The sequence below is a fragment of the Bradyrhizobium sp. HKCCYLRH3073 genome (genome assembly GCF_051167995.1).
Taxonomy (GTDB): domain Bacteria; phylum Pseudomonadota; class Alphaproteobacteria; order Rhizobiales; family Xanthobacteraceae; genus Bradyrhizobium.
In genome coordinates, this window is record NZ_JBNPUD010000009.1 from 168,113 (window position 1) to 194,582 (window position 26,470).

General features: G+C 66.2%; 24 protein-coding genes. 11 read left to right on the forward strand and 13 right to left on the reverse strand.

All coding sequences use genetic code 11. The features are described from left to right. Window positions 1–3: 3 nt before the first annotated feature. Window positions 4–303: a hypothetical protein gene (locus ACQR1X_RS21780; protein WP_315803549.1), complete on the reverse strand. Its 300-nt coding sequence runs from the start codon at window positions 301–303 to the stop codon at window positions 4–6. Window positions 304–587: 284 nt separating this feature from the next. Between ACQR1X_RS21780 and ACQR1X_RS21785 the strand changes: the two genes are divergently transcribed. The 6 genes from ACQR1X_RS21785 to ACQR1X_RS21810 all read left to right on the forward strand — a co-directional run bounded on the left by ACQR1X_RS21785 (window position 588) and on the right by ACQR1X_RS21810 (window position 6,940). Continuing rightward, a complete protein-coding gene (locus ACQR1X_RS21785) occupies window positions 588–1,769 on the forward strand; it encodes an ABC transporter substrate-binding protein (RefSeq protein ID WP_315803548.1) in 1,182 nt (393 codons plus the stop codon). 238 nt (window positions 1,770–2,007) lie between these two features. After that, window positions 2,008–2,877 (forward strand): branched-chain amino acid ABC transporter permease, encoded by an 870-nt coding sequence (locus tag ACQR1X_RS21790; RefSeq protein WP_315712905.1) that lies wholly within the window; start codon window positions 2,008–2,010, stop codon window positions 2,875–2,877. 7 nt (window positions 2,878–2,884) lie between these two features. Next, window positions 2,885–3,922, forward strand: coding sequence for a branched-chain amino acid ABC transporter permease (locus ACQR1X_RS21795; protein ID WP_434899534.1), 1,038 nt, complete (start codon window positions 2,885–2,887; stop codon window positions 3,920–3,922). Beyond that, complete coding sequence (locus ACQR1X_RS21800; protein WP_315803546.1) at window positions 3,919–4,665, forward strand: ABC transporter ATP-binding protein; 747 nt, start codon at window positions 3,919–3,921, stop codon at window positions 4,663–4,665. The genes ACQR1X_RS21795 and ACQR1X_RS21800 overlap by 4 nt, the downstream gene beginning before the upstream one ends. Further along, on the forward strand, window positions 4,665–5,381 hold the full coding sequence (locus tag ACQR1X_RS21805) for an ABC transporter ATP-binding protein (protein ID WP_315803545.1): 717 nt from the start codon (window positions 4,665–4,667) through the stop codon (window positions 5,379–5,381). Before ACQR1X_RS21800 ends, ACQR1X_RS21805 begins: the two co-directional genes overlap by 1 nt. A gap of 440 nt (window positions 5,382–5,821) precedes the next feature. Next, window positions 5,822–6,940 (forward strand): cobalamin-independent methionine synthase II family protein, encoded by a 1,119-nt coding sequence (locus ACQR1X_RS21810; protein WP_315803544.1) that lies wholly within the window; start codon window positions 5,822–5,824, stop codon window positions 6,938–6,940. A gap of 40 nt (window positions 6,941–6,980) precedes the next feature. Here ACQR1X_RS21810 and ACQR1X_RS21815 read toward each other — a convergent pair whose 3' ends face one another. The 4 genes from ACQR1X_RS21815 to ACQR1X_RS21830 form a co-directional block, all read right to left on the reverse strand. After that, window positions 6,981–8,111, reverse strand: coding sequence for an acyltransferase family protein (locus tag ACQR1X_RS21815; RefSeq protein ID WP_434886423.1), 1,131 nt, complete (start codon window positions 8,109–8,111; stop codon window positions 6,981–6,983). Window positions 8,112–8,194: 83 nt separating this feature from the next. Then, a complete protein-coding gene (locus ACQR1X_RS21820; RefSeq protein WP_316216903.1) occupies window positions 8,195–8,887 on the reverse strand; it encodes an SGNH/GDSL hydrolase family protein in 693 nt (230 codons plus the stop codon). Window positions 8,888–8,944: 57 nt separating this feature from the next. Next, on the reverse strand, window positions 8,945–9,322 hold the full coding sequence (locus ACQR1X_RS21825; protein ID WP_315803541.1) for a DUF2147 domain-containing protein: 378 nt from the start codon (window positions 9,320–9,322) through the stop codon (window positions 8,945–8,947). A 181-nt stretch (window positions 9,323–9,503) separates the two neighbouring features. Beyond that, a complete protein-coding gene (locus tag ACQR1X_RS21830) occupies window positions 9,504–11,171 on the reverse strand; it encodes a caspase family protein (protein ID WP_434899535.1) in 1,668 nt (555 codons plus the stop codon). Between the two features lie 154 nt (window positions 11,172–11,325). On the opposite strand from ACQR1X_RS21830, the gene ACQR1X_RS21835 reads away from it, so the two are divergent. From ACQR1X_RS21835 to ahcY, 3 genes are all read left to right on the forward strand, one after another. Further along, entirely contained in the window at window positions 11,326–12,675 is a 1,350-nt protein-coding gene (locus tag ACQR1X_RS21835) for a hypothetical protein (RefSeq protein WP_172112675.1), read from the forward strand. 99 nt (window positions 12,676–12,774) lie between these two features. Next, on the forward strand, window positions 12,775–13,971 hold the full coding sequence (gene metK, locus ACQR1X_RS21840; RefSeq protein ID WP_315803538.1) for a methionine adenosyltransferase: 1,197 nt from the start codon (window positions 12,775–12,777) through the stop codon (window positions 13,969–13,971). Window positions 13,972–14,198: 227 nt separating this feature from the next. After that, window positions 14,199–15,611: an adenosylhomocysteinase gene (ahcY, locus tag ACQR1X_RS21845; RefSeq protein WP_315803537.1), complete on the forward strand. Its 1,413-nt coding sequence runs from the start codon at window positions 14,199–14,201 to the stop codon at window positions 15,609–15,611. A 367-nt stretch (window positions 15,612–15,978) separates the two neighbouring features. Here ahcY and ACQR1X_RS21850 read toward each other — a convergent pair whose 3' ends face one another. The 5 genes from ACQR1X_RS21850 to ACQR1X_RS21870 all read right to left on the reverse strand — a co-directional run bounded on the left by ACQR1X_RS21850 (window position 15,979) and on the right by ACQR1X_RS21870 (window position 21,437). Further along, window positions 15,979–17,001 (reverse strand): hypothetical protein, encoded by a 1,023-nt coding sequence (locus ACQR1X_RS21850; RefSeq protein ID WP_434899536.1) that lies wholly within the window; start codon window positions 16,999–17,001, stop codon window positions 15,979–15,981. 173 nt (window positions 17,002–17,174) lie between these two features. Next, entirely contained in the window at window positions 17,175–17,783 is a 609-nt protein-coding gene (locus ACQR1X_RS21855) for a cytochrome b/b6 domain-containing protein (protein WP_434899537.1), read from the reverse strand. A gap of 47 nt (window positions 17,784–17,830) precedes the next feature. Further along, the gene (locus ACQR1X_RS21860) at window positions 17,831–18,109 is read right to left on the reverse strand and encodes a PepSY domain-containing protein (protein WP_434899538.1); all 279 of its coding nucleotides are present in this window, start codon (window positions 18,107–18,109) and stop codon (window positions 17,831–17,833) included. Window positions 18,110–18,376: 267 nt separating this feature from the next. Continuing rightward, the gene (locus tag ACQR1X_RS21865; protein WP_434899539.1) at window positions 18,377–20,731 is read right to left on the reverse strand and encodes a TonB-dependent receptor; all 2,355 of its coding nucleotides are present in this window, start codon (window positions 20,729–20,731) and stop codon (window positions 18,377–18,379) included. Window positions 20,732–21,056: 325 nt separating this feature from the next. Further along, window positions 21,057–21,437 carry a hypothetical protein gene (locus ACQR1X_RS21870; protein ID WP_434863750.1) on the reverse strand — a complete coding sequence of 127 codons (381 nt, stop codon included), beginning with the start codon at window positions 21,435–21,437 and terminating at the stop codon, window positions 21,057–21,059. 464 nt (window positions 21,438–21,901) lie between these two features. Here ACQR1X_RS21870 and ACQR1X_RS21875 point away from each other — a divergent pair, with 464 nt between their 5' ends. Further along, complete coding sequence (locus ACQR1X_RS21875) at window positions 21,902–22,420, forward strand: AAA family ATPase (protein WP_316216896.1); 519 nt, start codon at window positions 21,902–21,904, stop codon at window positions 22,418–22,420. A gap of 66 nt (window positions 22,421–22,486) precedes the next feature. Here the strand turns inward: ACQR1X_RS21875 and ACQR1X_RS21880 are convergent, their stop codons facing one another. Then, window positions 22,487–23,218 carry an alanyl-tRNA editing protein gene (locus tag ACQR1X_RS21880; protein ID WP_434863751.1) on the reverse strand — a complete coding sequence of 244 codons (732 nt, stop codon included), beginning with the start codon at window positions 23,216–23,218 and terminating at the stop codon, window positions 22,487–22,489. A 162-nt stretch (window positions 23,219–23,380) separates the two neighbouring features. Next, complete coding sequence (locus ACQR1X_RS21885; protein ID WP_434863752.1) at window positions 23,381–24,106, reverse strand: hypothetical protein; 726 nt, start codon at window positions 24,104–24,106, stop codon at window positions 23,381–23,383. Window positions 24,107–24,256: 150 nt separating this feature from the next. Here ACQR1X_RS21885 and ACQR1X_RS21890 point away from each other — a divergent pair, with 150 nt between their 5' ends. Beyond that, window positions 24,257–25,717, forward strand: a complete 1,461-nt coding sequence (locus tag ACQR1X_RS21890; protein ID WP_316180118.1) for a flavin-containing monooxygenase — start codon at window positions 24,257–24,259, stop codon at window positions 25,715–25,717. Window positions 25,718–25,961: 244 nt separating this feature from the next. On the opposite strand, the gene ACQR1X_RS21895 is transcribed toward ACQR1X_RS21890, so the two are convergent. After that, complete coding sequence (locus ACQR1X_RS21895) at window positions 25,962–26,417, reverse strand: MarR family winged helix-turn-helix transcriptional regulator (protein WP_315803789.1); 456 nt, start codon at window positions 26,415–26,417, stop codon at window positions 25,962–25,964. Window positions 26,418–26,470: the final 53 nt, after the last annotated feature.

Here is a 26,470-nt window from a genome sequence, read left to right on the forward strand (position 1 = left end):
CCGTCAGCGGCCGGGGGCGGTCGCCTGCGCGTTGGCGTTCGACTGCGTCTGCTTGTCGCGTTCGGCGGCCGGCAACTGCCGCTGCCGCTCGCGCTCCTGCATGAACCGGTCGTATTCGGGGGTGCCCGGCCGGGGTGGCGCGTCGGCCGGCAGGCCGCCGGCCCATTGCGGCATCAGATCGCCCATCCCCGCGCCGACCTTCTCATTGATCGACGAGCAGCCGGCGAGGATCGGCCCGGCCGCGGCCAGAAGCATCATCGCGGCCGGAAAGAGCCTGGTCCGGTGGGGGCGTCTGGCCGGCATTGACGGGGGACCTTTCGTGCTGCGGGCGACCCGCGGCCCGGACCCTAACGACTTGCCATCAATTGGTAAAATTTGGCCGTTCGATGGTTTGGGTATTAATATACCAATCACGGATCGGTGGTCCGTTGCGGAAACCTACCGTTCACGAAGCCTCCCATGATCGCCATTGACAACGGGGTCCCAAGTCCGCAGCGATGCGCCCGCGATATCGTGAACGAGATCGCACGGTTAAGACAACAATGGCCGGGGGCTGCGGTCCTGATCCGACCAGGGAGGTAGTTTCAATGTTCGTGCGAAACAAGACACTGACGCTCGCCGCCAGTGCGGCGCTCGCCGCGGCTGCGCTCGCGTCCGGTGCGGCGCGGGCCGAAGACGTGTTCAAGATCGGCCTGATCGTGCCGATGACCGGCGGCCAGGCGTCGACCGGCAAGCAGATCGACAATGCCATCAAGCTCTACATGCAGCAGAACGGCGACACCGTCGCCGGCAAGAAGATCCAGGTCATCCTCAAGGACGACGCGGCGCTGCCCGACAACACCAAGCGTCTGGCGCAGGAGCTGATCGTCAACGACAAGGTCAACGTCATCGCCGGCTTCGGCGTGACCCCGGCCGCGTTCGCCGCCGCGCCGCTCGCCACCCAGGGCAAGATCCCGGAAGTCGTGATGGCCGCCGGCACCTCGATCATCACCGAGAAGTCGCCCTACATCGTCCGCACCAGCTTCACGCTGCCGCAGTCCTCGACGATCATCGGCGACTGGGCGGTCAAGAACGGCATCAAGAAGGTCGCCACGCTGACCTCGGACTACGCGCCGGGCAACGACGCGCTGGCCTCGTTCAAGGAGCATTTCACCGCCGGCGGCGGCGAGATCGTCGAGGAAATCAAGGTTCCGCTGGCGAACCCCGACTTCGCTCCGTTCCTGCAGCGCATGAAGGACGCCAAGCCGGATGCCATGTTCGTGTTCGTGCCGGCCGGCCAGGGCGGCAACTTCATGAAACAATATGCCGAGCGCGGCCTCGACAAGAGCGGCATCAAGGTGATCGGACCGGGTGACGTCACCGACGACGACCTGCTCAACGACATGGGCGACGCCGTGCTCGGCGCCGTCACCGCGCACATCTATTCGGCGGCGCATCCGTCGGCGAAGAACAAGGAGTTCGTCGCGGCCTACAAGAAGGCGTTCAACAGCCGTCCGGGCTTCATGGCGGTCGGCGGTTACGACGGCATCCATCTGATCTACGAGGCGCTGAAGAAGACCGGTGGCAAGACCGACGGCGATTCCCTGCTTGCTGCGATGAAGGGCATGGCCTGGGAGAGCCCACGCGGTCCCATCTCGATCGATCCGGAGACGCGCGACATCGTTCAGAACGTCTACATCCGCAAGGTCGAGAAGGTCGACGGCGAGCTCTACAACGTCGAGTTCCAGACCTTCGAGGCCGTCAAGGATCCGGGCAAGGCCAAGAAGTGACGCGATAGGCGTCATATCGAGCGCGCACGAACGGTGCGCTCCCTCCCCCGCGTGCGGGGGAGGGCTGGGGTGGGGGTACCCCACGGCACACGCGTCGTGTGGAGAGATGTCCCCCACCCGGATCACATCGTTCAGATGCGATCCGACCTCCCCCGCAGGCGGGGGAGGCGCAGACCGAGCAAGCATTGAATGCATGCCCTTCGGATGAAGGGATGACTGGGGACTGAAACTAGACTCCATGACCGCCATCCTCACCAACCTCTTCGACGGCGTCGCCTACGGCATGCTGCTGTTCGTGCTGGCCTGCGGGCTCGCCGTGACGCTCGGCCTGATGAACTTCGTCAACCTCGCCCATGGCGCCTTCGCCATGGCCGGCGGCTACGTCTGCGCCGTGCTCGTCAACCGGATGGGATGGCCGTTCTTCGCGGCGCTCCCGCTGGCCTTCGTCGCGAGCGCCATGATCGGCGCGCTGCTGGAGCGGACGCTCTATCAGCATCTCTATGCGCGCAGCCATCTCGACCAGGTGCTGTTCTCGATCGGGCTCGTCTTCATGACGGTGGCCGCGGTCGACTACATCATGGGCTCCTCGCGAATCTTCATCAATCTGCCCGACGTGCTGCAGGGCCAGTTCGACGTCTTCGGCGTTGGCATCGGCCGCTATCGGCTGATGATCATCGTCATCTGCGGGCTGCTCACGGTGGGGCTGCAGCTGGTGCTCTCCAAGACGCGGTTCGGCAGCCGGCTGCGTGCCGCCGTCGATGATCCGCGCGCGGCGAGCGGCCTCGGCATCAACGTGCCGCAGGTGTTCGCCTTCACCTTCGCGTTCGGCTGCGGGCTCGCCGGCCTGGGCGGCGCGCTCAGCGCCGAGATCCTCGGCCTCGATCCATACTTCCCGCTGAAGTTCATGATCTACTTCCTGATCGTGGTCACCGTGGGCGGCTCGTCGTCGATCACCGGCCCGTTCCTCGCCTCGCTGCTGCTCGGCATCGGCGACGTCGCCGGCAAATATTATGTGCCGAAGCTCGGCCCCTTCGTCATCTACACCATCATGATCGTGATCCTGATCTGGCGTCCGAACGGCCTGTTCGGCCGCACGGCGACGCGGTGAGGATCGCATGACCACGAACGCACAAACCGAGGTCGGATTTCACGCCAGGCAGCACGGCCGCTGGCACTGGAGCGAGTTCGCCTTCTGGATCGTCGTGCTGGCGGTCGGACTGGCGTTTCCCTCGCGCTACCTGATCATGACCGAGATCCTGCGGCTGGCGCTGTTCGCGCTGTCGCTCGACCTGATCCTCGGCTATGCCGGCATCGTCTCGCTCGGCCACGCCGCCTTCTTCGGCGTCGGCGCCTATTGCGCGGGCCTGCTCTCGGTGCACGGCATCATCAACGAGCCGGTGCTGGCGCTGATCGTGGCCGGCCTCGCCGCCACCGTGCTTGGCTTCGCCACCAGCTTCCTGGTCATCCGCGGCGTCGACCTGACGCGGCTGATGGTGACGCTCGGCATCGCGCTGTTGATGGAGGCGCTGGCGGAGCGCTTCTCCAACATCACCGGCGGTACCGACGGTCTCCAGGGCATCGACATCCAGCCGATCTTCGGCGTGTTCGCCTTCGACATGTTCGGCAAGACCGGGTTCTTCTATGCGCTCGCGGTGCTGTTCGTGCTGTTCCTGCTGGCGCGGACAATCGTGCATTCCCCCTTCGGTCTGTCGCTGCGCGCGATCAAGAACAATCCGTTGCGCGCCGCCGCCGTCGGCATTCCCGTCAACAAGCGCCTGATCGCGATCTACACCGTCGGCGCGTTCTACGCCGGCATTGCCGGGGCGCTGTTCACCCAGACCACGGCGCTGGCCTCGCTCGACGTGTTCTCGTTCGAGCGCTCCGCCGACCTCGTGCTGATGCTGGTCATCGGCGGATCCGGCTATCTCTATGGCGGGCTGATCGGCGCCGCCGTGTTCCGGATGCTGCAGGAGCTGTTCCAGTGGATCACGCCGCAATACTGGATGTTCTGGATCGGCCTCGTGCTCGTCGTCATCGTTCTGGTCGGCCGCCATCGCATCCACGCCTATGCGCTGTGGCTGCCCAATCTCATCCTTCGGCAGATCGTCGGCCGCAAGGCCGCGGTGGCCCTCACCGATAACGAGGCGCCATGACCTACGCATTGGAAACCCGCGGCCTCGACAAGCATTTCGGCGGCCTCCATGTCACCCGCAATCTGTCGCTGCAGATCGCGCCGGGCGCGCGCCATGCGCTGATCGGTCCGAACGGCGCCGGCAAGACCACGGTCATCAATCAGCTCACTGGCGTGCTGGAGCCGAGCGCGGGGCGCATCCTGCTCGAAGGCCAGGACATCACCGACCTGCCCGTGCACAAGCGCGTGCTGCGCGGCCTGTCGCGCACCTTCCAGATCAACCAGCTCTATCCGGACCTCACGCCGCTGGAGACGATCGGGCTCGCGGTCTCCGAGCGACTCGGCGGCGGCGGCAACTGGTGGCGGCGCATGGGCACGCGCGACGACATCAATGCCGAGATCGCCGAGACCTTGGAACGCTTCCGGCTACTCGACGTGATGAACGATCGCACCTCGACCTTGCCCTATGGCAAGCAGCGCCTGCTGGAGATCGCGGTCGCGATCGCCGCGCGCCCGCGCGTTCTGCTCCTCGACGAGCCCGCCGCCGGCGTGCCCGAGGGCGAGCGCAAGGATATTCTCGCCGCCGTCGCGGCGCTGCCGCGCGACGTGACGGTGCTCTTGATCGAGCACGACATGGATCTCGTCTTCTCCTTCGCCGACCGCATCTCGGTTCTCGTCTCCGGCGCGCTGCTGGTCGAGGGCGCGCCCGACGAGGTCGCGCGCGATCCGCAGGTCAAGGCCGTCTATCTCGGCGAGGCCGCGTGATGACCGATCTGCTGACAATCGAGAACCTGCGCGCCGGCTACGGCCAGGCGGTCGTGCTGCCGGACATGTCGCTGAAGCTGCCCGAGGGGCAGGTGCTGGCGCTGCTTGGCCGCAACGGCACCGGCAAGACCACGCTGATCAACTCCATCGTCGGAGTCACCCGCCGCTTCTCCGGCAAGCTCGCGTTGGCCGGCACCGACATCACGGCTCTTCGCGCCGACCAGCGCGCCCGCGCCGGCATCGGCTGGGTGCCGCAGGAGCGCAACATCTTCCGCTCGCTCACGGTGGAGGAGAACATGACCGCGGTGGCGCAGCCCGGACCCTGGACGGTCGAGCGCGTCTACCAGATGTTTCCGCGGCTCAAGGAGCGGCGCAACAATTTCGGCAACCAGCTTTCCGGCGGCGAGCAGCAGATGCTGGCGATCGGCCGCGCGCTGACGCTCAATCCCAAGGTGCTGCTGCTGGATGAGCCGACCGAAGGCCTCGCGCCGATCATCGTCGAGGAGCTGCTGGCTGCGATCGGCACCATCAGCCGCGCCGGCGGGCTGTGCTCCATCATCGTCGAGCAGCACGCGCAGAAGCTGCTGGCGCTGGCCGACCGTGTCGTGATCCTGGAGCGCGGCACCATCGTGCACGATGCGCCGTCGAGCGCCTTGAAGGCCGATCCGGCGCCCCTGGAGCGGCATCTCGGCGTCGCGAGCGCCGCCGCGCACTGACCTGATCGATAGGCTTGAACGCGACGAGCTGAAGCGTCATCATTGGTTGCGGGGACAGCGTGGCTCGCGCAATCGACCGAGGTCGCGCGGAAGGTCTGGCGGTATGGCGCGGCCGTCGTCAACATCGGTATGCAGAATCCAGTTGTGACGGCCTGGCGGCCGGAGCCTCGTTATCCCGAGGGCGCTTTGCCTGGAGACGGATTTGATGGGGTCACCTCAAGATTGCCCATCGAACGCGGTCGGAATTGGCCAGACCACCGCACCTGGCATGGATTGCGCCGTGCCTCTCCACGATCTCTCTTCGACAGAATTGTATACCGACCGGATACGGGGTAGGGGATGGACCCAGTCCATCACGCTTTGCCCAGGTGACCAGCCAGGACAGATCGCGGGTCCAACAACCCTATCCAACGAATCGACGCCTTCCAAGGAGTGAGCACATGCAACGCACCAAGCCCCCATTCCGCGCCGACGAAGTCGGCAGCCTCTTGCGGCCGCAGAAGATCAAGGAAGCCCGCGCCAAGCTCGAGAAGGGCGAGATCTCGGCGGCCGACCTCGCAAAGATCGAGGACATGGAGATCGAGAAGGTCGTGCATCGCCAGGCCTCGACCGGCCTGAAGCTTGCGACCGACGGCGAGTTCCGCCGCTCCTGGTGGCATTTCGACTTCCTCGCCAAGCTGACCGGCTGCGAGCTGTTTCACCCGGACGCCGGTATTCAGTTCACCGGCGTGCAGACCCGTCATGACGCGGTGCGCGTTATCGGCAAGCTCGACTTCCCGGCCGATCATCCGATGCTCGATCATTTCCGTTTCCTCAAGAAGCACGCCGACACCGCGCATGTGACGGCGAAGATGACGATCCCGTCGCCGGCCGTGCTGCACTTCCGAGGCGGCCGCAAATCGATCTCCAAGGACGTCTATCCCGATCTCGACGCCTTCTACGAGGATCTCGGCAAGACCTACCGCAAGGCCGTGAAGGCGTTCTACGACGCCGGCTGCCGCTATCTGCAGTTCGACGACACCGTGTGGGCCTATCTGTGCTCGCAGGACGAGCTGAAGAAGGCGCGCGAGCGCGGCGACAATCCCGACGGCCTGCAGCAGATCTATTCGCGCATCATCAACTACGCGATCGCCGAGCGTCCCGCCGACATGACCATCACCACCCATGTCTGCCGCGGCAATTTCCGCTCGACCTGGATCTCCTCGGGCGGCTACGAGCCGGTTGCCGAGACCATGCTCGCCAACACCAACTACGACGGCTATTTCCTGGAATATGACAGCGAGCGTGCCGGCGGCTTCGAGCCCCTGCGCTTCCTGCCCAAGGGCAATAAGGTCGTCGTCGTCGGTCTCGTCACCTCGAAGGTCGGCGAGCTCGAGAAGAAGGACGACATCAAGCGCCGCCTGGAAGAGGCCTCGAAGTTCGCCCCGCTGGACCAGCTCGCGCTGTCGCCGCAATGCGGCTTTGCCTCCACCGAGGAAGGCAACATCCTGAGCGAGGAAGAGCAGTGGGCCAAGCTGCGCCTCTGCGTCGAGCTCGCCGAGGAGATCTGGGGCAAGTAATCAGCTGCCTGAGGCAGCGCGCCTGGCGATCAGGCGATGATCAATGACGTGGAAGCGGGGCCGGAGCAATCCGCCCCGCTTCGTTTTTGCGCAGCAGCGCGCGGCGGATCAGTCGCTGGGCGGGGGCCTCGAAGCCGGCATAAGTGAGATATGCCGCCGTCAGGGTCAGTCCCATGAAGCCGATCCAGAACAGCTGGCTGCCGTACGGGATCGGTTGGCCCCAGGACGCGAATGCCAGCGCGATCATCAGCTGGATCGGGAAGTGCAGCAGGTAGCACGAATAGGTCATGTTGCCCGCGGCCTGCAGCAGATCTTCGACACGCTTGGGCAGTGTCAGCGGGGTTGTGCAGACGAACAACAGGAGCGGTGTGTAGACGAGCAGGAGCGCTGCCGCGCGCTCGGCGAGCGCGATGCCTGACACCCGCAGCGCCAAGGGAATGCCGACGACGGCGCAGGCGGCGAGCGCCTCCAGTTTTGGCCGGTACGGGGCATCGGCAACGCTCTGCCGCGCCATCGCGGCGAGGCCACCAGCATAGAAGAACACGAAACATTTTCCGACCAGCGTCCCGCTCGCGATCCCGGCCAGGATCATCGCCAGGTTCAACAGCGGCGATGCGGTGACGAAACGCAGCGCCAGGAAGAACGCGGCATAGACCAGCACCTCGATCGAGACCGACCAGATCGGGCCGTTGAAGCTGACCCCGGTCGGCGGCAGCCAGTCGCTCGCCATGAAAAGCTGGGCGACGAAATGAGCGAGATCGTTGCTCTGGTAGACGAAGAAGAAGCCGTGCTGCGCGACATAGAGGGCCTGCAGCCCCGCGACCAGCAGCAGCGTTGCGAGATGCAGCGGATAGAGCCGCGACAGCCGGTTGACGAAGAAGGTCCAGCCGTCGACCGCGCCATCCGGGACGAGCGCGCTGTACTTCCAGAAGAAGATGAACCCGGAGATGCACCAGAAGATCACCACGCCGTATTCGCCGAGCTCGTAGAACGGGAACAGCACGCGGTAGAATGGCAATTCGCTTCGGACGAGATCGACCGGCGCGTCGGCGACGTAGGCGAAGTGCGGATAGTGCCACAACAGCACCGAGATCGTGGCGATGAAACGCAGCAGCTCGAGCCCGAGCAGCTTGTGAGTCCCAGACGATGTCGATGTGTGAGGCAGGGCCATGCGGTGATCGTTAACCGTCTCGACGGGATGTGCGCCCAATCCTAGCCGGCGCGAAGTGAAGGAATGTTTTCGCAGCCTGCGGATCAGCGGCAGGCGAGCTCGGTTCCTTGCAGGATCGCCTGGTCCCAGGACCGATAGCCCGTGGCATTCAGATGGATGCCTTCGAGCGTGAACGGCGATTCCATCGGCGGCAGGGGCAGGAAGGTCGCGCCGGTGCGCCTTGCGAGGTCCGGCAGCACGGCGCGATAGCCGGTGATGCTCGCCGCGGCGGCCTTCTCCATGGCCGGCGTGAATGGCCCGCGCGCCTCGACGGAGGGAAACTCGGCGATGAAGATGCGCGTGGTGAGCTTTGACAGCTCGCGCAGCAGGGCCTCGTAGCGCGCAGCGAAGACCTCGCTGGAGTCGGGCTTGGCGGCCAGCGCGTCGTTCACGCCGAGCGAGACGATGATCGCGAACGGCCGTTTCGGCCCGAGTGCGGGCTTCAGCCAGCCGGCGAGATCGCTGCGCGTCCCGGCGCCGGCGAGACCGGCGTTGACGACCGGATGCCCGCAGGCGCTGGCCGGCAGCGTCGCCGCCTCGACGATGCTGTCACCGAGCACGATGATCGGGTCATCGGGGCGAGCCAGCAGATTGTAGTGGACGACGAGCTGGCGGACCATGCGGTGGTCGCTGCCGGACGGTGTCGCCGAGCGGCGTGCCAGCACGAACGTCGCGGCTGCCGCGGTGATCACCGCAAACAGCACGAATCCCAGCCGCGCCTGCGTTTTCGCTGCCATATGGACGATCGATGCCCTGATGTGACCCGACCGTAGTATGAATTCGCAAACGGAGCTCTAATTCGTCCGCGTCCAGGTCGAGGAACGGCAGATGACGCCGCCGAAGGCGCAGCCGGCCGTGGTCAGCGTGCCGCCGGACAGGGTCATCTTGGCATCGTAGGTCTTGCCGTCGTCGGGATTGCTGTAGCTGCCGGCCCAGGCGTTGGGTCCGGTCGGCTTCATGCCGGAGAACAGCCGCTGGCCGACCTTGGCGGGGGTAACCGTGCCTTCCTTGATCCAGACCAGCGTGCCGCAGATGGCGCCGCCGCAGGGCGCGAATCTGACCTTGGAGGCGCCGCTTTCGCGCAGCCAGACGCCGCTGACATCGTCGGCGAGCGCCGGGCCTGCCGCCAGCGCGAGCGACACACCTAGTCCGACAACGAAACGACCGATCATGCGAGCCTCCCTCATCCTTCGAGACGAACTTGTTGCTAGCGGATCGTGTCGGCGATGCGGCGGGCCGACGGCGACACGCTTGGTCTCCATTGTTCAGAAAGGATATCAGGATTCGGGCGTGCCGCACCTGTCTCGCGGGCTGTGATGGTCGGGCTGTGGCAGTGCCTGCCCAGCCCCAGGTTTATCTCGCCGCCAGATAGACTTCGCCAAGCAGCGAGGAATTCGACCACGGCACCTGCCGGTTCTTGGTGCCGGCCACGACCTCGGCGCGTACGCGCGTCAGCATCTGCTGCACCTCGAGCCCGGGCGTGCCGATGTGGCGCGACAGCGCCGCCGAGAACGGGCTGTTGTCGCCGTCGCCGTCGAGCGCGACCTTGCCCGGCGCGGTCGCGAACGCGATCAGCGTGCCGGCCCCGGACGTCGCGCCAGCACCGAGCGACGATGGTGCGGCCAGCCCGGTGGCGCTGAGACCCCGGCCGGGTCCGGCGCTTGCCGTCTCCGGCGGCGCGAACGGATTGTTGCGGCAGGCATCGAGGATCAGGATGTTGGTGCGGACCTGGTCGTCGAGCCCGGCCAGGATCTGGTCCATGTCGACCATTGCCGTGACCACATCGCTGCCCGCGGACGGTGCGATGTCGGTGGGCAGGAGATAGTTGCGGCCGTCGATCTGCACGCCGTGGCCGGCATAGAACACGACGGCCACCTGCGCCCGCGTCGCCTCGCGCAGGAAGTCGCGCGTCTTGGCCTGCATCGCCGCGCGGTCGAGATCGATGCCCTCAGTCACCGTGAAGCCGATGTCGCGCAGGCTCCTGGCGATTGCTCGCGCATCGCGCGGCGGATTGGGCAGTGGCTGCACGTGAGCGTAGGCCCCGTTGCCGATGACCAGCGCCATGCGCTGCCCCGTCGGCGCCGCTGCGGCCGAGGAGGGGGCCGTGGATTCCGGCCGCGGCTGGGGGCGCACCACCGCCTCCGACAGCAGCGACAGACGCACCCTGGCGGTGGCCTGGTTGGCCTTGCTGCCGGCATCGGATGCGGTCGGCGTCAGCGCCGCGGCGTAATCCGCCTTGGCCGCGTCGAACTCGCCCTTGGCCTCATAGGCCAGCGCACGATGCACATGGGCAGCGATGACGACGCTGCCCGGCGGCGTCATCACGTTGGCCGGCGGATTCTGCGCGAGCCGGACCGCCTCCGAAGCGTCGGCGACGGCGCGGTCGAGATGGCCCTTGGCGCGCCAGATCACACTGCGGTTGATCAGCGGCGAGGCCAGCGCCGGATCGAGCCGGATCGCCTCGTTGATGTCGCCAAGCGCGCCATCGAGGTCGCCGGTCGCTTCCTTGGAGATGCCGCGATTCTGCCAGGACAGCGCGGATTTCGGCATCAGCCTGATCGCCTGGTCGTAGTCGGCGATCGCCTTGGCGTAGTCGCCGGTGCCGCGATGGGCGTTGCCGCGGTTGTGGAAGAGCGTGCCGCTCGGCGCGCCGCTCTTGATGGCGTCGTTGAAGTCGGCGATCGCGATCTCGTACTCGCCCTTGTCGTAGTAGGCCGAGCCGCGCAGATTATAGATCGCCTGCGCCGGTGCCAGCCGTAGCGCCTCGGTGGCATCCACGATCACGTGGGTGTAGTCGCCCTTCTTGTTCCAGCCGACCGCCCGCCAGAAATAGATCGTCGCCAGCTGGCGGCCGGAAAACGCCTTCAGGGCGATGATCTTGTTGCAGGCGGCGATCATCTGGTCCGCAGGCGTCGTCTCGGTGGTGCAGAGCGGGCCGAGCTGGGACTTCGACTGGGCGAGGGCGGGAGACGTCCAGAGGGCAGCCAGCAGCGGTATCAGCAGCAGGAGGGAGCGGCGCATCGGCACGGACCGTGGGGACGAGAGGCAGGAACCTATCCGGTTTGTTGCGTCCGGAAGGGTCCGGGTTCAGGCTCTTTCCAATGGTGGGCAGATGGTGCTAGGAGATTGGGCCAAGGGCACGCTGCCCACTTGCATTTCCCACCCGTCGGACCGAATGAAGAACGACCAGCTGCTCGCCCAGATCACGGAGTTCTGCCGCCAGTCGGACATGGCGGAATCGACGTTCGGCCGCCGCGCCGTGAACGACGGCAAGCTCGTGCAGCGGCTGCGCGAGGGCAAGCGCATCACCATCGACACGCTGGACCGCATCCAGGCCTATATCGCAGCATCGACTGGCACGCTGCCGCCGCCGCGGCTCGACGTCGTGCCCGAGAAGCGCGATCCCAAGAGCAATTTCCGCTTCTTCGAGAACCGCCAGAAATACCTGCTGTTCGTGCACACCTGCAGCGAGAAGCGGGTGGTGGCCGAGCGCGTCGGTCTCGAGCTCGCCAGCATCCATCCGCGGCCGCCGGCGCTGCGCCTGTTCGACGCCGGCGTCGGCGACGGCACCGTGCTGTCGAAGGTGCTGCGCACGATGCACGGCCGTTTTCCACACATTCCGTTCTATGTCGCCGGCAAGGAGCTGAGCCTCGAGGACGTCCGGCTGACCCTGGAGAAGGTGCCCGACCGGCTGTTCGAGCATCCGGCCAGCGTGTTCGTGTTCACCAACATGAACTATGCCGAGGCGCCCTGGCTGACGCCGGCATCGCCTTCGGTCGCGGCGTCGATGATCTGGCACGAGGTCGTGCTGCAGGGCGATTCGTCCGGGGATTTCGAGGCCCAGATCACCGCGTTGAAGCCGTTTCTGGAGCAGAACTGGCGCGCCAACGTCTCGCAGCGCACCGGCATGCCGGTCTATGAACGGCCGATCGCGCTGGTGCTGTACCGCGAGGACCACCGCTTCCTGCTCGACGGCATCATCCCGCGGGCCGGGCGGGTCGAGGCCAATTTCGACCTGATCATCGCCTCCCAGCCCTACCGTGCCCGGTCCTCGGTCAATTTTCGCGCCAAGCGCATCATCGCACCGCTGGCGCGTGCCTTAAAGCCGGGCGGCCGGCTGATCGGAATCCACTCCCACGGCCAGGATCCCGGCCTGGACATCATCCAGGCGGTCTGGCCCGGAGAAAATCCTTTCTCGGTCAGCCGCCATGAGCTATTGCGCGCCGTGAAATACGAGCTGGGCTCCAGTGGGCGAGACTTAAATTTTAACGCCTATGCGGACAATCGCTCGATTTTCAGGTATGAGATGGAGGCTCTGCCCAACGAGGTCACCGGTGCGATCGGAACCTCGACGGCCTTTGCAGCCTGGAACGCGGCGGTGTATGTCGCGCAGATCGAGGAAGACCGCCTGACCGAGGTGGCCCACTCGTCTCGTGCGCTCGACGCCGCCAGAGAGGTTCTGCGAAAGCACAACGGGCTGTGGTTCTACGACGAGTCCTACGTCATCTCGCGGCGTCGCGACTGACATCCTGGGATCAGGACAGTTGGGATCAAGAGACTTGGGATCGAGAGACTTGGGATCAATACAAATGACCGCCGTGGGCGGCAAAGAAGGGGTTGCTTGATGCGCGCGTCTTATCTGTTCACCTCGGAGTCGGTGTCCGAGGGCCATCCGGACAAGGTCTGCGACCGTATTTCCGACGAGATCGTCGACCTGTTCTACCGTGAAGGGCCGAAGGCCGGCATCGACCCCTGGCAGATCCGCGCCGCCTGCGAGACGCTTGCCACCACCAACAAGGTCGTGATCGCCGGCGAGACCCGCGGCCCGGCCTCGGTCACCAACGAGCACATCGAGCACGTCGTGCGCGAAGCCATCAAGGACATCGGCTACGAGCAGGAAGGTTTTCACTGGAAGACCTGCGACATCGAGATCCTGCTGCATCCGCAGTCGGCCGACATCGCCCAGGGCGTCGACGCGCTGCAGCCCGGCGAAGTCAAGGAAGAGGGCGCCGGCGACCAGGGCATCATGTTCGGCTACGCCTGCAACGAAACGCCCGATCTGATGCCGGCGCCGATCTTCTACGCCCACAAGATCCTGCGCCTGATTTCCGAAGCCCGCCACTCCGGCGTCGAGAAGGTGCTCGGCCCGGACTCCAAGAGCCAGGTCACCGTGCGCTATGAGAACGGCAAGCCGGTCGGCGTGCGCGAGATCGTCGTCTCGCATCAGCATCTGGTCGAGGACATGACCTCGGCGCAGGTGCGCGAGCGCGTCGAGCCCTACGTCCGCGAGGCGCTTCCGAAGGACTGGATTACCAAGGACACGATCTGGCACATCAACCCGACCGGCAAGTTCTTCATCGGCGGCCCCGATGGCGACACCGGCCTGACCGGCCGCAAGATCATCGTCGACACCTATGGCGGCGCGGCTCCGCATGGCGGCGGCGCGTTCTCCGGCAAGGATCCGACCAAGGTCGACCGCTCGGCGGCCTATGCTGCGCGCTACCTCGCCAAGAACATCGTGGCCGCTGGTCTGGCTGATCGCTGCACCCTGCAGCTCGCCTACGCGATCGGCGTGGCGCGGCCGCTGTCGATCTACATCGACACCCACGGCACGGGTAAGGTCTCCGAGGACAAGCTGGAGAAGGCGGCGGCCGAGGTGATGAACCTCACCCCGCGCGGCATCCGCTCGCACCTCGACCTCAACCGCCCGATCTACGCGCGCACCGCGGCCTACGGTCATTTCGGCCGCACGCCGGACAACGAGGGCGGCTTCTCCTGGGAGAAGACCGACCTCGCCGAGGCGTTCAAGCGCGCGGTGTAAGCATTGCCGGCGCTTGCCGCCTGAATGTTCGAGGCGTCATGGCCGGGCTTGTCCCGCCTGCGCGGCCGAAGCCGCTTCGGCGAGGCGGAGGCCCGGCCATCCACGTCTTGAGTTGAGGTGACTGATACGACTGACGACGTGGATGCCCGGCACGAGGCCGGGCATGACGAACCATTGCTGTTCGATTTGCTGAATGTCGCGTTCGCGCGAAGACAGAGGATGATCTCATGACCGCCTTCAACGACTACATCGTCAAGGACATTTCGCTCGCCGAGTTCGGCCGCAAGGAGATCTCGCTCGCTGAGACCGAGATGCCCGGCCTGATGGCGACGCGCGAGGAGTATGGCCCGAAGCAGCCGCTGAAGGGCGCGCGCATCGCAGGCTCCCTGCACATGACCATCCAGACCGCGGTCTTGATCGAGACGCTGAAGGCGCTCGGCGCCGACATCCGCTGGGTCTCCTGCAACATCTATTCGACCCAGGACCACGCGGCCGCCGCGATCGCCGCCGCCGGCATTCCGGTGTTCGCCGTCAAGGGCGAGACGCTGGTCGACTACTGGGACTACACCGCAAAACTGTTCGACTGGCATGGCGGCGGCCATCCCAACATGATCCTCGATGACGGCGGCGACGCCACCATGTACGTCCATCTCGGCCTGCGCGCCGAGAACGGCGATGCGGCGTTCCTCGACAAGCCGGCCTCCGAGGAAGAGGAGGTGTTCTTCGCGCTTCTGAAGAAGCAGCTCAAGGAGAAGCCGAAGGGCTACTTCGCCGAGATCGCCAAGTCGATCAAGGGCGTCTCGGAGGAGACCACCACGGGCGTGCATCGCCTGTACGACATGCAGAAGGCCGGCACGCTGCTGTGGCCCGCGATCAACGTCAACGACAGCGTCACCAAGTCGAAGTTCGACAACCTCTATGGCTGCCGCGAGTCGCTGGTCGACGGCATCCGCCGCGGCACCGACGTGATGATGTCGGGCAAGGTCGCGATGGTCGCGGGCTTCGGCGACGTCGGCAAGGGCTCGGCCGCCTCGCTGCGCCAGGCCGGCTGCCGCGTCATGGTCTCCGAGATCGACCCGATCTGCGCTCTGCAGGCGGCGATGGAGGGCTATGAGGTCGTCACGATGGAGGACGCCGCGCCGCGCGCCGACATCTTCGTGACCGCCACCGGCAACAAGGACATCATCACCATCGAGCACATGCGCGCGATGAAGGATCGCGCCATCGTCTGCAACATCGGCCATTTCGACAACGAGATCCAGGTCGCCTCGCTGAAGAACCTGAAGTGGACCAACATCAAGCCGCAGGTCGACGAGATCACCTTCCCCGACGGCAAGCGCATGATCCTGCTGTCCGAAGGCCGCCTCGTGAACCTCGGCAATGCGATGGGCCACCCGTCCTTCGTGATGTCGGCGTCCTTCACCAACCAGACCCTGGCGCAGATCGAGCTTTACGCCAACAACAAGGACGGCAAGTACAAGAAGGAAGTCTACGTGCTGCCGAAGTCGCTGGACGAGAAGGTGGCGATGCTGCATCTCGCCAAGATCGGCGTGACCCTTACCAAGCTGCGTCCCGACCAGGCTTCGTATATCGGCGTCAAGCCGGAAGGCCCATTCAAGTCGGACCACTACCGCTACTGAGTTCCGGCACGACGCGCGGCGAGACGACGAAGGCCGGGGCATTGCCCCGGCCTTTTTTGTTTTGATCGCGAAGTAACTATCAAACTCAATCGTAGCGATTGAGGATGACAAGTCGAGTGCGATGCCCATGAATGCGCCCTCTCCCCTTGTGGGAGAGGGCAAGGTGGTGACTGCCACAAATCTGTTTGGGTGAGGGGTATGCCTCCACGAGCAACGCTCGCGGAGAGAGACCCCTCACCCGACCGCGTGCGTGGCGGTTCGGAGATGCCCTCTCCCACAAGGGGAGAGGGCGCTGCATCGCTCACCGCACTGAAGGATGTCGTCAAGTCCGTGGTTTAGCGACACGCGTAGCAATCTACGCTTGCAATCACCCCGTCCGCCGCGACGCCAGCGCCGACGCCCGCACCGCCTTCGCCCGCTTGGCCGCATGATGCTCCGGTCGCGCGGCGATCCGCTTGCGCTTCTTCGTCTCCGCTGCCGCCACCTTCACGGCTGGCGCGCGATGCTTGGCATATTCCTCGCCGTCGACCGGGCCGACATGCGGCGGGTCGCGGTCGAGATAGGGCCGGCCGACGCCGAAGCTCTCGCCGTTGGCGTCGACCCATTTCCACAGCGCCTCGGTCGCGACCCAGCGCTGCGCGCGCGTCGCGCCGTTGACGCTGACGATGTCAGCCGCGAGGCCATGGCCGTAGCCGCCGCGCAGGCTGCCGCCGTGATAGGAGCGATTGCTGGCCGCCTTCAGCCCGCTCGCGATCTCCTGGCGATAGTCGTCGCGGAATCCGCTGGTGATGCCCGGCGCGAGACCCGCGGCCTCGGCGGCGTGCAGGGTGTGAAACAGCTTCAGCTTGAAGCCGCGGTCCATGCCGCCGATCACGTATTCGGCCATGCTGCGGCCGACACGCTCGGCCGCCTTCGGATCCTTCCAGGTGAAGTCATTGTCGACGAGCTTGGTGAACGCGCGCGTCACCTTCACCATGCGGCCCTTGCGCTTGACCGTGACGACGCGGCGCTCGGTCTCCCGGATCTTGTCGAGCTTCGGGGCGCGCTCATACAGCGCGAACAGATAGCGGTCGATGCAGGCATCGATGTCGGGGCACTCGTCGAGGATCTCGATGCGGTCGGCGCTGGCGACGGTGGGCCGGGGCGGTTCGGTTGCCGCGTTGGGAGCGGCCTGTTCGTCCATCGGCAGGACGGCCGATGGGGTGATCGACGCGGTCGTCAGCGCAGGCTCGGCTGCGGTCGGCTGCGGCGACGTCGCGATCGGCTCCGCGACGATGGGCGGCGTCGCCGCCTCGATCTCGGCGGCGGCCGCGGGCCAAGCCGCCGCACAAGCTGCCAGGACAACGGACCGACACAACGCACGCGTCAGAAGCTGCTGCGAGCTCATCATCCGGTCTCCCCAAAATCCGAGCCCCTGCTGGTGAGGGGCGGTCAGGTATCCGATACCTGCGATTGTTCGGCGCTTGGCGGCGAGGTGCAATAACACGACGCCCGTGGCGAGCGGCTTTTGCGGGAACTGTGACATCAGCGCAACGGTGCGCGATTGTGAGTTCCGTGTGTCGCTTATGAGTCGACTCTTGCGCTGGACTGCTGCCCACGCTGCATCGTTCGCCGCAGCAGCTTGCGTCCGGTCAGCATGGCGCGGGCGAGATTCTCGTGCTGCAGGCGGCTCACCAGCACGACGCCGGCGACATGCAGCACCACCAGCGGGATCAGCAGATAGGACGTCACCTCGTGGGTGTCCTCGACCCACCAGACGCCGAAGAACCGTACGGTCACCTGCATCGCGCCGGTCACCGCGGAGACGATCAGCAGAAGCAGCAATGCGAGCTGCATCGCCGTGCCGGCGGGATTCAGCCCGAGATAGCGCCCGGTCCTGCCGCGCCGCAGATTCCACAGGTAGGCCGGCGTCGCGCGCAGCCGGGCACGGAGACTGCGGAAGCGCGAATGGCGGGTGCCGATGATGCCCCAGATCAGGCGAAAGGCGAGCAGGCCGAGGATCGCGTAGCCCGCAATCCGGTGCAGCCCGTCATGGACGTTCGGCGTCACCCAGGCGATGAGCACCAGCACGGCCAGCATCCAATGCCACAGCCGCAGCGGCAGGTCCCAGACCTGCACGGTGTCGGCGATGTCCTGGCGTTTCAGGCTGGCTCGGGGGGCTGTGCCGTGCATGGCTCTCACGTCACGTCGTCCAGCACGCTGGACGACGCTTGCGCCAACTACTTGGCGATCGTGTGCTTCAGGCTGAGGTCCTCGGGGCTGTAGAACAGCTCGTACAGCTTGCCGCCCTTGACGCCGTAGACCTCGTAGCAGCTGCCCTCGACCTTGGAGCGCCGTACCTCGTAGCCCGCATCCTTGGCCTTGGCCTCCGCCTCGGCGGCCGGCTTCCACGAGGCCTTGTCGAGCTTGGTGCAGTCCTTGTAGCCGTCGGCCAGAGCCGGCGAGATGGCGAAGCCGGCGAGTGCGGCACCGAGCACGGCCGCGATGGTCAGTCTCATCAATCCCTCCAATGAGCAAATTCAAACACGATGCATCGTGGGATCAGTGGAGACGGCAACCGCCCCGATGTGTCAACGGAGCGACGCCTGGAATTGCTCTTAGAGCTTTTCCAAGTTCGTGAGAGCCGCCATTTCGGCCGAGAATCGCAGACGGCGTGATGCGCGACGTTACGTCTCGCTCGTGCCGCCCGTCGCGACGCTGTGGGCTGGCGTCCGCTCTCGCCCTGTCCCGGGCGGCGGGACAGGGCAGTGCTGCGAATGCCGGCGTCAGAATTCCAGGTTCGCCCCCAGATAGAACGAGCGTCCGGGACCGGGAACGGCTGTGCCCCACATCGTCGCGGTGCCCGATACGCCGCCGCCGGTGGCAGCGACGGTCCCGGCCTCCTTGTTGAACGACATCGATGCGCCCTCGCCAACATAGGCGCCGCCGAGCGGCAGGTAGTAGAGCTTGTTGAACAGGTTCTCGACGCCGAAGCTGATGCGCAGCTTCTGCCAGGTGTAGTTGCTGCGCAGGTTGACCAGGCTGTAGCCCGGGGTCTTCAGCTCGTTGCGCGCGACGGAGACGTCGGACTTGCGGCCCACCATCACCAGCTCGAGGCCGCTGTCCCAGCCGTCGAGCCGGTGCGTGAGCGTCAGCCTGCCGTTGATCGGCATGATGTTGTAGAGGCCGCTTCCGGTGTCGAGGTTCCTGCCGTTGGTGTAGCTCAGGACTCCCTTCAGGCCGAAATCGCCGACCGGCGTGCTGCCCAGCGGCACCTTGCCGGACAGATCGAAGCCGTACAGCCGTGCCTGCTGGTTCATGTACTTCATGATCACGAACTGGTTGGCGACGGCAGGCACGGCAGCGGTGTTGGTGGCGGCCTTCCACTGCACCGCATCGATGTAGTCGCGCACATGGGTGTAGTAGGGGGTGAGCCGAAGCTCGGCCTCATGGTCGGCGCTGTGCCAGGCGCCGGTGAAGCTCACGGTATGGGCGACCTCGGGTCTCAGATCGGGGTTTCCGAGATAGCCGTTGCCGTCGCCGACGAAGTTGTTCATCTCCAGCGCCATGGTGTTGCGCGACCAGGAATAGCGTTCGTACAGATTCGGCGACCGGGTCTTCTGCATCGCGCCGAACTCGAAGGTGAGATGAGCGCTCGGCGTGTTCCGGAACAGCGCCGTCAGGTCGATATTGTTGTCCTTTCGCGAGCGATCCATGGCGTTGAACGCCGCGCGGGAGCCGACCGAGCTCGTCTCGTACATGCCGGACATGAACCCCGATGTCAGCGGCGTGGTGCTGGTGTTGTAGCCGACGACCGGCCCGGTATCGGTCTCGACGCGCTCGAACCGGACGCCCAGCAGCGACAGCCAGGACGGGCTCCACTTCGCCTCCCACTCGCTGAACACGCCGGCCCGGTCGCGCTTGCCGCCGTTGATGTTCCAGAACGTCAGCGGCGCCATGCCGCCGATGCAGTTGCCGACGCCGCAATCGGGGGCCGGCGGCCACCAGTCGTCGAGACGGTAGGTCTGCAGATCGACGCCGACGCGGACCACCTCGCGGGGCGACAGCGTGATGTCGGCCTTGGAGGTCAGGCCGTTGGTTTTGGTGCGCGTATACATCGGCATGCCGTTGACCGGATAGCTTGCTCCCGTCGTGTTCGGCGGCTTCAGCGTGCCATACGAGAACAGCCGATCACCGCCGAAGTTCATGTAGTGATCGACGGACTGATGGTAGAGGCGGGTGTCCAGATCGCCCCAGTCGAACCGGCCGAGATGGTGCAGGTTGACGCTGTAGGCATCGTTGCCCAGCATGTCCATGCGCTGGTTCGGGTAGAGCTGATAGGGGACCTCCTGCACCCCCGCCTTCAGCTCGATGAGCTGGCCGTCCTTGCTCCAGGCGACGCCCATCAGATGATTCCTGGTCTCGTAGGCGGATGAGCCGACCTGATCGAGGGGAAGCACCGGCGTGATCGAGCTCCTCAGGGTGAAGTTCTTGAAGTTGCCGCCGGCCGTATAGTTGTCTACCTTGACCGCAGCGCCGCTGTAGCTGACGCTGTAGTTCTCGGTGGCCATGGTGGCCGACAGGTTGACGCCGCGCACGTTGCCGTTGCTGCGGTAGAACGTGCCGATGCTGCCTTTGGTCAGCAGGCTCTGCCCCGGCGCCGCGAACAGGGCCGCCGGCGAGTTGACCGCGACGGTGCCGCCGATCGAGTCGCCGCCGACGCTCACGGGCGTGATGCCCGCCCAGACCTTGGCCGCGGCGACCTGGGCCGGATCGATGTAGGATAGCGCCGGGTTCATGTGATTGGGACACGAGGCGATGGTGTCCATGCCGTCGACCTTGATGCGCAGGCGGTCGTCGGCGAGGCCATGGATCGCTGGCAGGCTCGAGACTCCGCCGGCCGAATAGAGGCTGACGCCGGGCACATCGGCAAACAGCGCAGCCGTGTCGCTCGTGGTGGCCCGCTTCGCCAGGATGTCACCCGGCGCAACCGAAGTGGCGCCGGGAGGCGTGGCGACGCCGTCGGATGAGGCCGCCTGCGGCGGTGGCGCAACTGCCGGATTGATCGTCGCCGCATGTGCGCCCCTGCGGCGGACTGCCGTTCGGGCGGCCGGGCGGGGCTGCGGGACAGTGACCGTCACCTGCGGCAACGTGGTGCCGGAGCGAGCCTGCGATGGGTCCTGTGCGAGCACGGGGCTCGAAAGGGCGAATGCCAGCAGCGTCGGCGATGTCAGCACGGTGGTTGAGCGGAGCAACGCCCGCCGGACGGGTGTCGAACAATGGTCCATGATGGGATCTCGGAATAGGAATGGAAGAGGCGCCTGGCGGCGAGCGCGCCGTGGCCTCGTGAACATGTCGCGACGAGGCGGCTGCGGGCACGCTGCGGCGGCCGCCGGACGGCAGCCTACAGCGCGCGCCGACGAGACCGGCCGCATCGTGACGGGATGAGATGTCTGGAGTGTCGGCCTAAATGGCTGCAGGTGGTCCGCGAGCGACCGGCAGCTCGAGCGCAGGCCGGGGCGCCGCAACGACGTCGATCCGCTCGATCAGGATCGCCACGGCCACCGGCATCGGCCGCGCGATGGCGGGGGCGTGCGGGACGGTGACGCCGCGTCCGAGCGCACAGAACGGACAGCTCGCGCATTGCCTGGCCGCAGTGCCGATGTCGTCGGACGTCGGAGCGTCGGTGGAGCTCTGACAGATGATGGCGACGGCGTCGGGCGCCGCAGCCGCAGCGCTCATCGCGGAGAGCGCGAGCGCGGACTGGAAGATCAGGGCCCATGCCGCGAACCAGACGAGAGCGGCGCCGAACCGCGACAGCGCCGCGCGCCGCCGCGCCGAGCGCATGCGCGCCTCACGTCGTCCTGATGCGATGCCTTGTCGTTGACGCCCCTGGCGAGCCACCGGCTGACGCTCCCGTCCCTTGGAATGACCTACAGGAGCGGGCATCGCAATGGCAATGGAGTATGTGCGATGTCGTCTTCTCCCGTCGCAGTGGATCAATTCGGCCACAGTGAAGTAGCTTCAACTCAGTCGCGAGCCGCAGCGGGCGTGAAATGCTGATCGACGCGTCCTGCGAGTCGAACTCAATCGCGAAGCGGTCTCGAGCGACCGATGAGACCGGGCCTGGACACCGTCGCCAACAACTGTCAAATACATCCTCATGACCTTCCGCATTCACGTCGCAGGCGCTGCACCGAGCAGCCGAATTACCGACCCGGCCTGATCCGTCGGGCCGGGCGCTTCCGCCTGCGAGAATTGCCTGTGAATGCTGTTGGCGTCCGAAGCGGCGCCGTATGCGAGGTCCCTCCATGTCTTCTCATCCTGCCACGCTGCACCTCGTGTGCGGCAAGATCGCTGCCGGCAAATCGACGCTGACCGCCGCGCTGGGCCAGCTCCCAGGCAACGTCGTGATCGCCGAGGACGACTGGCTGGCGCGGCTCTATCCCGGCGAGCAGAGCACCCTGGCGGACTACGTGCGCAATTCGTCACGGCTGCGCAGCGTGATGGGGCCGCACGTCGTCGCGCTACTGCGGGCCGGCGTTTCGGTCGTGCTCGACTTTCCCGCCAACACGCCGGCGAGCCGCGCCTGGATGCGCGGCCTGTTCGAGGCAGCGGGCGTGCCGCACCAGCTGCACCATCTCGACGTGCCCGACGAGGTCTGCAAGGCGCGGCTGCGCGCCCGCAACGCAGAAGGCCGCCACGCCTTCACGGTGACCGACGAGGAGTTCGACCTGTTCACGAGCTACTTCGTGGCGCCGACGGCGGACGAAGGGTTCAACGTGATCGTCCAGCCCATGGAAACCCAAGGCAGTTGCGTAGCCCGATGAGCGCAGCGACATGCGGGTTCGCCAGGACAGCGCGTGAGAGCCCGGATGTTGCTTCACTCATCCGCTCTACGCGCTGCCCACCCCGATCCTGAAGCGCCGATTCTGCCGGCCTTTGTTATCAACCTTGAGAATACGAATCCGCCGCGCCCGCGCCGTCGAGGTGAGATGCGTGCCGCCGCAGGCCTGGCGGTCGAGGCCGTCGATGTCGACGATGCGGATCAGGCCGTCGGCCTGGCGCGGCGGTGCGACCGATTTGGCACGGAACAGTCCCGCGGTCGCCTGCGCGTCGTCATAGGGCATGTCGAAGGCGCGTACCGGGCGATCGTCCGAGATCGCCGCGTTGACCGCGTCCTCCACCGCGCGCAGCTGCTCCGGCGCCACCTTGGGCAGGTCGAAGTCGACGCTGAATTCGTCGGTCTCGGTCATGCGGACGCCGGTCAGCAGCGCGCCGTCGAACTGGGTGTAGACGGCGCTGTTGACGAGATGCGCCACCGTGTGCTGCTCGCTCATGCGCTGCCGGAACGCCGGATCGACCTGAAGCTCGATCACCCCGTCGGGGATGGCGTCGTCCCCGATCAGGTGCCAGATGCCGGCAGCGGTCGGCTCGAAGCCCACGACGTCGCGAACGATGCCATTCCACGCGATCGTGCCACGGTCCGGCAATTGGCCGCCGCCACCGGGATAGAATGGCGAGCGCGCCAGGAGCACCGCGCCCGGCCGTGCGTCGAGCGCCGTGATGTCGAGCTCCAGCACGTCGGGATGATCGACGGCGAAAGGGCGAGGCAGGAAGTCGGTCATGCGAGGCCGTTCACGGTCGGAGCCCGGATGAGCGCAGCGACATCCGGGTTCATCGAGATTGCGCGTGAGACCCCGCATGTCGCTGCGCTCATGCGGGCTACGATCCTTTCCTAGACATACGCAGCGTCGCTCGTCCGCGCAACTTGGACGGCAGGCGACGCCTCACCGGCACGCCGCCACCGTGAACCACGCCATGCGGAAGGCGCCGTCGTGCAGGCGAAGGCATACGGTGTCGCCCGGCTGCAGCCGCTCATACAGCGCCTGCGCGACATGCGCATCGGCTGCCGTCGCAAACGGCCCCCACGGCTCCAGCGTCACCTGGTAGGTCGCAAGCCGGCTATGGCCGAGATGCTTTGACAGCACGCGGCTGCGCAGCAGCGCCGGCGCCGAGCGGTCGAGCGCGGTGTTGAACTGGCCGAGCGCTCCGAACGCATAGGCGGCAACGAAGACGGCAGCGAGCAGCAGCCGCCAGCCGCGCCGGCGGAGCTGGGTTTCGAACCGCGCGGCGACGATGAGGAAAATGATCGCGACCGCGGCCGCGAAGGCCGTCAGCGGCAGCCAACTGACGAGATTGACGTCCGACAGCGTGCGCGCGGCGAGCGTGCCGGCCGCCACGATGCAACCGGTGCCGAGATTGGCGCCGTAGCCGGAGCCGAGGCCGATGCGGAACCGCCCGGGAAAGCGCAAGGTGAGGACGAGCGCCAGCAGCGGAATGACGGTGACGACCGCGATCAGCTGGCCGGCCGGAAAGCTCGGGAAGAGCGACCAGGCTGCGAGCCCGATTGCGAACAGCGAGAAGCCCAGGGCGATGCGCTGTGACGGCGCGCCACTGCCGCCGGGGCCGTCATTGTCGCCGGGCCTGTCGTCGCGCGGGTGGGGAGCGTTCATCGCCAGATCCGTATCGAGGGTGTTTCCCGCTGATAGCGGAGGAGGGTTGACCGACGACGAATGCGCCGGCGATTTGACAGCGACGGGCCGGGTTGCGACTGTCCGCAGCCAGAGCAAGAAAGCTGCACCAGGAAACGCCAGGAACACCGTATGTCAACAGAGCATGTCGACGTGCTGATCGTCGGCGCCGGGCTGTCCGGCATCGCCGCCGCCTATCATCTGCAGCACAAGTGCCCGGGCAAGCGCTTCGCGATCCTGGAGGGGCGGGGCGCGATCGGCGGCACATGGGACCTGTTCCGCTATCCCGGCATCCGCTCCGACAGCGACATGTACACGCTTGGCTATTCGTTCAAGCCGTGGACAGATCCGAAGGCGATCGCCGACGGGCCGCAGATCCTGAAATATGTCCAGGACACCGCGACCGAGAACGGCATCGACCGCCACATCCGGTTCAACCATCGGGTCCGGCGTGCGTCGTGGTCGAGCGCGGACGCATGCTGGACCGTCGAGGCCGAGCGCCGGACGGAGCAGGGCACGGTCGAGACCGTGCGGATGACCTCAGGCTTCCTGTTCATGTGCTCCGGCTACTACCGCTACGAAAAGGGCTACCTGCCGGACTTCAAGGGCATGGCCGATTTCAAGGGCCGCATCGTGCATCCGCAGGCCTGGCCTGAGGACCTCGACTATGCCGGCAAGCGCGTCGTCGTGATCGGCTCCGGCGCGACCGCGGTCACATTGGTGCCGGCGATGGCCAAGTCCGCCGCGCATGTGACGATGCTGCAGCGCTCGCCGACCTATGTGGTGTCGCGCCCCGCGCAGGACGCGCTCGCCAACAAGCTCCGCCGGCATCTGCCCGCTGCTCTCGCCTATCACCTGATCCGCTGGCGCAACGTGCTGTTCGGGATGTATTTCTTCCAGCTCAGCCGGCGCAAGCCGCAGCGGGTCAAGCAGCTGATCCTGGGCGGGGTGCGCGCCGCGCTGGGTCCCGATTACGACGTCGCCACCCATTTCACGCCGCGCTACAACCCGTGGGACCAGCGGTTGTGCCTGGTGCCGGACGGCGACCTGTTCAAGACCATTCGCGAGCAGCGTGCCTCGGTCGTGACGGCCGGGATCGAGACCTTCACCGAGCGCGGCCTGCGCCTCACCGACGGCCGCGAGATCGAGGCCGATGTCGTGGTCACCGCGACCGGCCTGGTGCTGCAGGTGCTCGGCGGCCTCGAGGTCGTCGTGGACGGCCGCACCGTCGATTTCGCCAAGACGCTCAACTACAAGGGCATGATGTATTCCGACGTGCCGAACCTGGCGGCGACGCTCGGCTACACCAACGCGTCGTGGACGCTGAAATGCGACCTTACCTGCGAATATGTCTGCCGGCTCCTCAACTACATGGACCGGCACGGCTACCGCCAATGCGTGCCGCACAATGACGACGCCACCGTCACGCCGCTGCCGTCGCTGAGCTTCAGCTCCGGCTATGTGCAGCGCTCGGTCGCCGATCTGCCGAAACAAGGCTCGAAGCGGCCGTGGCGGCTGTACCAGAACTACGCCCTCGATATCGTCTCCCTGCGCTTCGGCAAGGTCGACGATGGCGTGATGCGGTATTCGTGAGGGCAGGGCGCTCCGTCGGATCGTCGGCGCGATCTCGGGCCTCATGGTTCGACACGGCGCTTCGCGCCTCCTCACCATGAGGGGAAACATCTCGCCACCGCAGAGGATTTCGCCACGCACTCGATCCTCATCCTGAGGAGCCCGCCGCAGGCGGGCGTCTCGAAGGATGGCCGCAACGACGGTGTCAGCGTCAGTTCTTATCGGGCGCGACCGTGCGCATGGTGGGGTGGAGCAGGAGCAACCTTCACCGCTCCTCCGCCGCCCCCTCCCGCAGCGGCGCGCGGCTGAGGTCGTTGGCGGCGGCGATCGCCTTGCGCATCAGGCGCACCAGCTCGTTCGCCTCGGCCGCGCTGAGGCCGCGCACCATCAGCCGCTGCGCGGCCTCGACCGCCGGCGTGATCGCCTCCAGCGTCCTTTTCCCCTCATCGGTGATCAACAGCTCCCGTGACCGGCGGTCGCGCGCGCTCGCTCGGCGGACAACGAGGCCTTTCTGTGCGAGCCGGTCGATCACGCCGGTGATCGTGGTGCGGTCATAGGCGATCAGGCCAGCGAGCGTGATCTGGTCGATCGCCGGGTTGGCCGCGATCGCCGCCAGCGCCGCATATTGCACCGGCGTCAGGTCGAAGCCGGCCGCTTCCACCTCCGCCAGAAACACCGCCACGGCGATCTGCTGAAACCGGCGCGCCAGGTGCCCCGGCATGTCCCGCATCTCGGTCAATTCGAATCTCCTGTCACCAGCTTGACAAGCATACT

Bases quoted from the DNA above. Each gene is read 5' to 3' on its own strand.
- ACQR1X_RS21780 (WP_315803549.1), bottom strand. From the start codon at position 303: ATGCCGGCCAGACGCCCCCACCGGACCAGGCTCTTTCCGGCCGCGATG.
- ACQR1X_RS21785 (WP_315803548.1), top strand. From the start codon at position 588: ATGTTCGTGCGAAACAAGACACTGACGCTCGCCGCCAGTGCGGCGCTC.
- ACQR1X_RS21790 (WP_315712905.1), top strand. From the start codon at position 2,008: ATGACCGCCATCCTCACCAACCTCTTCGACGGCGTCGCCTACGGCATG.
- ACQR1X_RS21795 (WP_434899534.1), top strand. From the start codon at position 2,885: ATGACCACGAACGCACAAACCGAGGTCGGATTTCACGCCAGGCAGCAC.
- ACQR1X_RS21800 (WP_315803546.1), top strand. From the start codon at position 3,919: ATGACCTACGCATTGGAAACCCGCGGCCTCGACAAGCATTTCGGCGGC.
- ACQR1X_RS21805 (WP_315803545.1), top strand. From the start codon at position 4,665: ATGACCGATCTGCTGACAATCGAGAACCTGCGCGCCGGCTACGGCCAG.
- ACQR1X_RS21810 (WP_315803544.1), top strand. From the start codon at position 5,822: ATGCAACGCACCAAGCCCCCATTCCGCGCCGACGAAGTCGGCAGCCTC.
- ACQR1X_RS21815 (WP_434886423.1), bottom strand. From the start codon at position 8,111: ATGGCCCTGCCTCACACATCGACATCGTCTGGGACTCACAAGCTGCTC.
- ACQR1X_RS21820 (WP_316216903.1), bottom strand. From the start codon at position 8,887: ATGGCAGCGAAAACGCAGGCGCGGCTGGGATTCGTGCTGTTTGCGGTG.
- ACQR1X_RS21825 (WP_315803541.1), bottom strand. From the start codon at position 9,322: ATGATCGGTCGTTTCGTTGTCGGACTAGGTGTGTCGCTCGCGCTGGCG.
- ACQR1X_RS21830 (WP_434899535.1), bottom strand. From the start codon at position 11,171: ATGCGCCGCTCCCTCCTGCTGCTGATACCGCTGCTGGCTGCCCTCTGG.
- ACQR1X_RS21835 (WP_172112675.1), top strand. From the start codon at position 11,326: ATGAAGAACGACCAGCTGCTCGCCCAGATCACGGAGTTCTGCCGCCAG.
- metK (WP_315803538.1), top strand. From the start codon at position 12,775: ATGCGCGCGTCTTATCTGTTCACCTCGGAGTCGGTGTCCGAGGGCCAT.
- ahcY (WP_315803537.1), top strand. From the start codon at position 14,199: ATGACCGCCTTCAACGACTACATCGTCAAGGACATTTCGCTCGCCGAG.
- ACQR1X_RS21850 (WP_434899536.1), bottom strand. From the start codon at position 17,001: ATGATGAGCTCGCAGCAGCTTCTGACGCGTGCGTTGTGTCGGTCCGTT.
- ACQR1X_RS21855 (WP_434899537.1), bottom strand. From the start codon at position 17,783: ATGCACGGCACAGCCCCCCGAGCCAGCCTGAAACGCCAGGACATCGCC.
- ACQR1X_RS21860 (WP_434899538.1), bottom strand. From the start codon at position 18,109: ATGAGACTGACCATCGCGGCCGTGCTCGGTGCCGCACTCGCCGGCTTC.
- ACQR1X_RS21870 (WP_434863750.1), bottom strand. From the start codon at position 21,437: ATGCGCTCGGCGCGGCGGCGCGCGGCGCTGTCGCGGTTCGGCGCCGCT.
- ACQR1X_RS21875 (WP_316216896.1), top strand. From the start codon at position 21,902: ATGTCTTCTCATCCTGCCACGCTGCACCTCGTGTGCGGCAAGATCGCT.
- ACQR1X_RS21880 (WP_434863751.1), bottom strand. From the start codon at position 23,218: ATGACCGACTTCCTGCCTCGCCCTTTCGCCGTCGATCATCCCGACGTG.
- ACQR1X_RS21885 (WP_434863752.1), bottom strand. From the start codon at position 24,106: ATGAACGCTCCCCACCCGCGCGACGACAGGCCCGGCGACAATGACGGC.
- ACQR1X_RS21890 (WP_316180118.1), top strand. From the start codon at position 24,257: ATGTCAACAGAGCATGTCGACGTGCTGATCGTCGGCGCCGGGCTGTCC.
- ACQR1X_RS21895 (WP_315803789.1), bottom strand. From the start codon at position 26,417: ATGCCGGGGCACCTGGCGCGCCGGTTTCAGCAGATCGCCGTGGCGGTG.